The 7,704-nt window shown below is 65.4% G+C and carries 6 protein-coding genes; 3 read left to right on the top strand and 3 right to left on the bottom strand.

Annotated features, from left to right (window positions below):
• Positions 1-40: 40 nt before the first annotated feature.
• Positions 41-1,144 (bottom strand): Gfo/Idh/MocA family protein, encoded by a 1,104-nt coding sequence (locus C100_RS29800; protein WP_031308776.1) that lies wholly within the window; start codon positions 1,142-1,144, stop codon positions 41-43.
• Positions 1,145-1,181: 37 nt separating this feature from the next.
• Complete coding sequence (locus tag C100_RS29805; protein ID WP_024018703.1) at positions 1,182-1,475, bottom strand: helix-turn-helix domain-containing protein; 294 nt, start codon at positions 1,473-1,475, stop codon at positions 1,182-1,184.
• Between the two features lie 310 nt (positions 1,476-1,785).
• Here C100_RS29805 and C100_RS29810 point away from each other — a divergent pair, with 310 nt between their 5' ends.
• Positions 1,786-3,132 carry a GntT/GntP/DsdX family permease gene (locus C100_RS29810; RefSeq protein ID WP_024018704.1) on the top strand — a complete coding sequence of 449 codons (1,347 nt, stop codon included), beginning with the start codon at positions 1,786-1,788 and terminating at the stop codon, positions 3,130-3,132.
• A 43-nt stretch (positions 3,133-3,175) separates the two neighbouring features.
• Complete coding sequence (locus C100_RS29815; protein ID WP_024018705.1) at positions 3,176-3,853, top strand: FadR/GntR family transcriptional regulator; 678 nt, start codon at positions 3,176-3,178, stop codon at positions 3,851-3,853.
• Between the two features lie 14 nt (positions 3,854-3,867).
• Here C100_RS29815 and C100_RS29820 read toward each other — a convergent pair whose 3' ends face one another.
• On the bottom strand, positions 3,868-4,398 hold the full coding sequence (locus C100_RS29820; RefSeq protein ID WP_031308777.1) for a gluconokinase: 531 nt from the start codon (positions 4,396-4,398) through the stop codon (positions 3,868-3,870).
• A gap of 171 nt (positions 4,399-4,569) precedes the next feature.
• On the opposite strand from C100_RS29820, the gene C100_RS29825 reads away from it, so the two are divergent.
• A complete protein-coding gene (locus C100_RS29825; RefSeq protein ID WP_024018707.1) occupies positions 4,570-7,599 on the top strand; it encodes a glycosyl hydrolase family 28-related protein in 3,030 nt (1,009 codons plus the stop codon).
• The last annotated feature ends 105 nt before the right edge of the window (positions 7,600-7,704 follow it).

Below are 7,704 nucleotides of genomic sequence, written 5' to 3' on the forward strand. Positions count from 1 at the left end.
GGCAGCGTCGCCAGCCCGGCGACGAGGGTGCGTCGGTCGATCATGTGGCGAGGCTGATCGTGCGATGCTCGGCCGCCGAACGGTAGATCGCTTCGATCACACGCAGGTCGGCCAGCCCTTCCTCACCCGGCACGATGGGCTTCGAGCCGTTCATGATACATTCGGCCATATGGTCGAGCTGTCCGGCAAACTGGTTCTTGGCCGGTTCTGAAATGGTGCGCGGTGTGACGTCGCCATCCTTGCGGATGCGCATGGTCTGGCCGGAATAGGACGTCGCTGGCTCCATGTCGATCCAGCCTTCGGTGCCGACGACGCGATAGGCGTTATGTGCGGAACTGTAGCTGGACACGCAGGTCGCCTCGACCCCGGAGGGAAAGCGCAGCAGGAAGCTGATCCGGTCCTCCACGGTCTTGAAGCGGGGATCGGCGCGGTCGGTGGATTCGATCGCGCTGACCTCCACCGGTTCCTCGCCGGTCAGGTAGCGGGTGGCGTTGAGGCTGTAGATGCCGATGTCCATCATCGATCCGCCGCCCGACAGCGGCCGGTCGAGTCGCCACTGATTCGGCTGAATCGGAAAGCCATGTTCCGACGTGATGATGCGGGTGGGGCCGACATGGCCGCGCCGCGCGAGGTCGATGGCGAGCCGGTTATAGGGTTCGAAGCGCGAGCGATAGCCGATCATCAGCAGCTTGCCCGCCTTGCGGGACGCGGCGATCATCGCCTCGCACTCGGCGGCCGAGACGGCCATCGGCTTTTCGCACATCACATGCTTGCCCGCCTGCGCCGCGCGGATGCTGTATTCGGCGTGCATGGCGTTGGGCAGCACGACATAGACCACGTCGATGTCGGAATTGTCGCGCATCCGGTCATAGTCGGCATAGCTGTAATGATGGGTCGCCGGGATGCCATATTCGGCGCCATATTGCCGGAGCTTGGCCGGGGTGCCGCTGACCAGGGCGACCAGCCGGGCATGGTCGCAATTCTTGAAATTGGGCATGATCTGCCGGGTGGCGTAGGAGCCGAGGCCGACGATTGCATAGCCGATCTTGCGCTGCGCGGCGGACCTGGCGCCCTGCGCACCGATGCCGGCAAGCGTCAGCCCGGCGCCAAGGCCGCCCAATATCGTGCGTCGTGAACCGATCATCATGTCGTTCCTCCCCTCGCCGCCATGTTCCGTCGGGTCAGTCGGCGGGCCGACCCGCAGCCGGCGTCATCCAGCCCAACGTGCTGGCGATGATAGCGACCTGAGTCCGATTGCGCACGTTGAGCTTGCGCATGAGCGCCGTCATATGCACCTTGACCGTGGCCTCGGCCATGCCGAGTTCATAGGCGATCTGCTTGTTGAGCAGCCCGGAATGGACGCAGCGCAAGACTTTCATCTGCGTAGGCGTGAGGCGAGGTGGCGCGATGGCGGGGGCTGTTGCCCGCTTGTCCTGATGATCGCGAAGGCCGTGCAGATCCGTGGCAACGTGCATCGTTCCTCTCCCCTATGTGATCCATGTGGAGCGCCGGTCCAGAACAGGCAAGGACATGGCAGGATTCGTTAACGCTACCCTATGAGAATCAGTCAGACAGATTCAAGCAAAATTTCGTCATATCGTGCAATAAATCTGGAAAAAGGAAAAACTAGGCTATAACCTGTCTAACAGATTTTCGAGTTTCGCAAGTGCGAATCATCGGATTCGGCAGTTGATGAAGGGGGGAGAGGGTGACGTTATCATTTCGTCCGTCTAAGACAAATGGTCTGGCGCTGTCCGGCCATGCCGGCCGTGGGCGTTGTCGTCCATGACCCCCGCGGACTATCGGCTGATTCTCGCCGCCATCGTCGGCATCGCTTTGTCCATCGCGCTCATCATCAAGGGCAGGCTCCATCCCTTTGTCGGGCTGCTGTGCGGCGCCTTCACCGTCGGCTTGCTGGCGGGGCTGCCGATGGAGGAGACCGCGCAGGCGGTGGAGAAGGGCGCGGGCGCGATTTTGGGCGGCACCGGGCTGGTCGTCGCGCTGGGCCTTGGCCTGGGCGCGATGCTGCAACTGTCCGATGGGGCAGGCGGCCTGGCTCGCGCGGCGCTGCGGCTGTCGGGCGCGAAGGGCGCGCCCTGGGCCAGCCTGTTCACCGCCATCGTCATTGGCCTGCCCCTGTTTTTCGAGACCGGGCTGGTGCTGCTGTTGCCGATCGTCGCTTCGGCGGCGGCGGCATTGCCCTCCGGACAGAATGGCGACACGGCCAAGCTGCGGCTGATGCTGCCCGCGCTGGCTGGCCTGTCGGTGGTCCATGCGCTGGTGCCGCCGCATCCCGGCCCGTTGCTGGCGGTCAATGCGCTGGGCGCCAATCTGGGCCTGACGCTGCTCTATGGCCTGATCGTGGGGATTCCGACGGCGATCATCGCCGGGCCGCTGCTGGCGCGCTTCACCGCGCCCGGCGTGAAGCTCAGTCCGCCTTTGCTCGACCCGGTCAAGGTCGACGTGCCGACGCCTTCGGTCGGGCGGGCGCTGGCGGCGGTGCTGCTGCCGGTCGTGCTGATCGCGGCGGGGCAGGCGGTGGCGTTGATGCCGCCGGCGGTCGCAACGCATTTCATCTGGCTGGAGTGGGTGAGCGACCCTGTCGTCGCGCTGCTGGTGGCGGTGTTGGTGGCGCTGCCGCTGCTGTTTGGCCGCCGCATTACCGAGAGTCGCATCCAGAATGCGATATGGACCGAGGCGATGACCCCGGCGGGCGGCATCATCCTGGCAATCGGCGCGGGCGGCGCATTGAAGCAGGTGCTGGTGACGGCGGGACTTTCCGACCTGCTGGTGCGGCTGGCCGACGGCGGCGCGATTTCGCCGCTGCTGCTGGCGTGGGGCGTGTCGGTCTGCATCCGGCTGGCGACCGGATCGGCGACGGTGGCGACGATCACCACCGCCGGGGTGATGCAGGGGCTGGTCGCATCGTCCGGCGTGGAGCCTGAGTGGATGGTGCTGGCGATCGGCGCGGGATCGCTGTTCTTCAGCCATGTCAACGATCCGGGCTTCTGGCTGGTGAAAAGCTATCTGGGCACCGACATGCCGGGCACGTTCAAGACCTGGTCGATCATGGAGACGGTGGTGGCGGTGGTCGGGCTGTTGCTGGTATTGCTGGCGAGCAGCATCTTTTGAGGGGAAAGGGCGCAATGACGGCTGCGCGGCGACGGGAGCGGAGATGAACCAGGCGCGGCTATCCGACCAGGCCTATGCGGGCATCGTCGAGATCATCAAGTCCGAGGAACTGGAAGTAGGCGCGCGGCTGCCGTCCGAGGCGCGGCTGGCCGAGACGTTCGGCGTGTCCCGCGCGATCGTGCGCGAGGCGCTGGTCAGGCTGGCGTCAGACGGCATCACGGAGGCGCGGCGGGGCGCTGGTTCCTTCGTCAAAAGCCGGCCGTCCGAAAGGCTGGCGGCGTTCATGCCGATGACCGAATTGCCCACGACGCTGGGCAGTTACGAGGTGCGCTTCGTGCTGGAGGCGGAGGCGGCGCGGCTGGCGGCGACGCGGCGCACGGCACAGGAGATGGCGCATGTCGAGGACGGCATGGCGATGCTGCGGGAGGCATTGCTGTCGAGCGAGCCGGCCCATGCCGAGGATATGGAACTGCATCGTCGTATCGCCGAGGCGACGGGCAATCCGGCCTTCCTGCTGGCCTTCAACGCGTTGTGGCCCGATGTCGAGAAGATCATGCGCGCCGGCGTCGACATTTCCCGGTCGCGCCCGCCCGAGGTGGTGGCGACCATGCTGCGCGAGCATGAGGTGATCGTCGCCGCCATTCGTGCGCAAGACCCCGAAGGGGCCGCGCTGGCGATGCGATGGCATTTGTGGGAGGGGCGGCGGCGGCTGATGCCCTGACGCCAGCGTAGCCCTCAGCGCAGCCAGGCGAGCGCAGCGTCGCGCAGGGCGTCGGGCGATGCATCCGTGGTCAGCGCCAAGGCATCTTCGTCCGGCAAAGGCCGTTCCAGGGTCGCAAGCTGGCTGTCGAGCAGGCTGACCGGCATATAATGATGCGGCCGGGCGACAAGCCGCGCCAGCAACTGCTCCCGACTGTTTTCCAGCAGGATGAAGCGGACCGGCGCGTCGATCGCGGCGCGCAGGCGCGCGCGATAGGCATGACGTAGGGCAGAGCAGGCGACGACCGCCGCGCCTTGGGCGGTCACGGCGGCCGCGGCCGCGGCGCCCAGTCGGTCGAGCCAGGGCCAGCGATCGTCGTCGGTGAGCGCGTGTCCCGCGCGCATTTTGGCGACCGCTTCGTCCGAATGAAAGGCGTCCCCTTCGAGAAACGGTGCGTCGAGCGCCTGCGCCAGAAGCGCGCCCAGGGTGGATTTGCCGCAGCCGCTGACCCCCATCACGATGACGGCGATCGGCGAGGCGGGGGCAGGGTGAGGGGAAGGCGGCAAAGCATGATCTCGCAGACGAAGCGATATCCCCTGCACAGGCATCGCAATGATTTTATTCCGTATAGAGGCACGCAAGGGCGCGTGAAAACTACGACCTTTGTCGCAAGTGCCAAGGGCTGCCCGGCCCTTTAGCCATGGGGCATCCTGAAACAACGACGTGGAGAGGCGGCGATGATCGGACGCAGCATGATGGCGGCCCTGTTGGCGGCAACGGCAATGGTGGGCGCGAGCCAGGCATGGGCAGCGGGCGTATCGGTCTTTCCGGTCGCGCCGGAGGAACCGAGCGCCATCACGGTCACGGGCAAGGGCGACGGACGCGCCGACGACAGCGACGCGATCCAGCAGGCGCTGGACAAGGCGCGCGACAAGACCGGCCATGGCATGGTGTTCCTGCCGTCGGGCACATATCGCATCAGCCGCACGCTGATCGTGCCGGCCGGAGTGCGCATCTACGGCGTCGGCGCGACGCGGCCGGTGATCATGCTGGCGGCCAATACGCCGGGGTTCCAGCAGGGCGTGTCGACGATGATCATCTTCGGCGGCGGCGACCAATATCGGGTCGGCGAGGTGCCGGTGCCGGTGCCGACCGTCGTGCCGCGCGACAAGATCGTGCGCGACGCCAATTCGGGCACTTTCTATTCGTCGATGAGCAATGTCGATATCGAGATTGGCGCGGGTAATCCGGCGGCGGCGGGCGTCCGCTTCCGCATGGCGCAACATGCGTTTCTGAGCCATATGGAGTTCCGCCTGGGGACCGCGTTCGCCGGCGTCTATCAAGCCGGCAACGTCATCGAGAATGTGCATTTCCAGGGCGGCCGCTATGGCATCGTGACGGAAAAGACGTCGCCCGCCTGGCAGTTCACGCTGATCGATTCGACCTTCGACGGACAGCGCGACGCCGCGATCCGCGAGCATGAGGTCGACCTGACCATGGTCAATGTCGCCATCCGCAACACCCCGGTCGGGATCGAGGTGGACCGCGGTTATAGCGATTCGCTGTGGGGCAAGGATGTGCGGTTCGAAAATGTCAGCCGCGCAGGCGTCATCATCTCCAACGAGAAGAATGTCTTCACCCAGATCGGTTTCGAAAATGCGCTGGCGAGCAACAGCCCGGTCTTCGCGCGGTTCCGCGACAGTGGGCGCACGGTCGAGGGCAAGGGCAAGGCCTATAAGGTCGCATCCTTTTCCTATGGGCTGATGGTGCCGGACCTGGGCCATGTTGGCGAATATGGCACGGAGGCCGACATTCAGGCGTTGCCCGCCATGCCCGCGCGGCGCGCGCCCGCAATCCGCGACCTGCCGGCCATGTCGGAATGGGTGAACATCCGCACGCTGGGGGTGAAGGGCGACGGGAAGGCGGACGACACCGCTGCGATCCAGAAGGCGATCGACGCCAACCGCATCCTCTATTTCCCGACCGGTTTCTACAAGGTGACCGACAAGCTGACCCTGCGCCCCGACAGCGTGCTGATCGGCCTGCATCCGGCGATCACCCAGCTTTATATTCCCGACGAGAATCCGCGCCACGCCGGGCTGGGCACGGTGCTGCCGATACTGGAGAGCCGCAAGGGCGGCGACAATATCCTGTCGGGGCTGGGGCTGTTCACCGGGCGGGTCAATCCGCGCGCGTCGGCGCTGCTGTGGCGATCGGGCGAGCAGAGCCTGGTCGAGGATGTGAAGATCATGGGCGGGGGCGGCACGCCGACGGCCGACGGCAAGATGCTGGGCACACTCAGCGTCCATACCGGCGACCCGGTGACCGATGCGCGGCTGGACGCGCAATATCCCAGCATCTGGGTGACGGACGGGGGGGGCGGCACCTTTGCCGACGTGTGGAGCCCCAACAGTTTCGCGCAGGCGGGTTTCTACATCACCGACACCAGCACGCCCGGCCATGTCTATGAAATGTCGGTCGAGCACCATGCCCGCAACGAGTTCGTGCTCGACAATGTGCAGAATTGGGAATTCCTGGCGCCGCAGACCGAGCAGGAGGTGGGCGACGGGCCGGACGCGATCTCGCTCGACATCCGCAATTCGAAGAATCTACTGTTCGCCAACTATCATGGCTATCGCGTCACACGCACCTATGCGCCCGAAAAGAGCGCGGTGAAGCTGTATAATTCCAGCGATATCCGGTTCCGCAATGTCCATATCAATGCCGAGAGCGGCTATGCGACCTGCGACGACGAGGGTTGCGGTACCTTTCTGCGGGCGAGCAAATATCCGTTCGACAATGCGATCGAGGATGTGTCGCGCAAGCTGCTGGTGCGCGAGCGGGAATTCGCCAAGCTCGACATCGGCGCGGCCGACCGCACGATCCCGCCGGCCAAGGCCAGCAGCGCCAAGGTCGAGAAGCTGGAGGACGGCTTCTGGTCCATTTCCGGCGCGGCGGTGGACGCCAAGGGGGCGCTCTACTTCATCGACCGGCGGTTCCAGCGCATTCACCGCTGGAGCGAGGGCAAGGGGCTGGAGATTGTGCGCGACCATGCGCTCGATCCGGTCAACCTGGCGGTCGATGCGTCGGGCCATGTGATGGTGCTGTCCTCGCTGGGGCCGAAGGGCGGGGTCTATTCCTTCGATCCGGCCGGTCCCAAGGACGCGATGACGCTGATCCCGCCGACGCCGGTCAGCGCGAAGGCGGGCGGCAAGACGCTGCTCCCGGTCAATTGGTGGAATAATGGCGAATTTCGCGACCAGTTGGACCATAAGACATATGAATTCACCACGCTGGCCGACATGTTCGCGCGTGATGTGGGCACGCCCAAGGCCAAGGAATATGTCTCGCCCGACGGCAGCCTTTCGCTACCCGCGTTCCGTGTATGGCAGCAGGGACCGATCGACCATAGCGGCTGGCGCTGGTCCGATGGCCTCAACGCCAATGGCTTTGTCAGCGGCAGGCCGGGCGACCGGCTGTTCGTGACCAACGGATCGCAAAATGTCACCTATAGCGGAAGGGTGGGCCAGGGCGGCACGCTGACCGACCTTAAGCCCTTCGCCAATCGCGGCGGGGAAAGCGTTGCCGTGGACGGACAGGGGCGGGTGTTCGTGGCGAACGGGCAGGTCTTCGTCTATAGCCCCGACGGCAAGGAGACGGGCCGGATCGATGTGCTCGAGCGGCCTTTGCAGATCCTGTTCGGCGGGGCGGACAAGCGCACCCTGTTCATCCTGACCCATCATGCGCTCTATGCGGCAAAGCCGTGAAAACGGTCCTTCCATGCCGCCTACGACCTATGTCGTAAGTGCGGCGGCGGCACGCGCGCGGTAGTTTGAGAAAAGATCGCCGAAAGCGGCGCGGCCGACCCAGGG

Origin of the sequence: Sphingobium sp. C100, from assembly GCF_000508185.1 — a bacterium.
Lineage (GTDB): Bacteria > Pseudomonadota > Alphaproteobacteria > Sphingomonadales > Sphingomonadaceae > Sphingobium.

Bases quoted from the DNA above. Each gene is read 5' to 3' on its own strand.
- C100_RS29800 (WP_031308776.1), bottom strand. From the start codon at position 1,144: ATGATCGGTTCACGACGCACGATATTGGGCGGCCTTGGCGCCGGGCTG.
- C100_RS29805 (WP_024018703.1), bottom strand. From the start codon at position 1,475: ATGCACGTTGCCACGGATCTGCACGGCCTTCGCGATCATCAGGACAAG.
- C100_RS29810 (WP_024018704.1), top strand. From the start codon at position 1,786: ATGACCCCCGCGGACTATCGGCTGATTCTCGCCGCCATCGTCGGCATC.
- C100_RS29815 (WP_024018705.1), top strand. From the start codon at position 3,176: ATGAACCAGGCGCGGCTATCCGACCAGGCCTATGCGGGCATCGTCGAG.
- C100_RS29825 (WP_024018707.1), top strand. From the start codon at position 4,570: ATGATCGGACGCAGCATGATGGCGGCCCTGTTGGCGGCAACGGCAATG.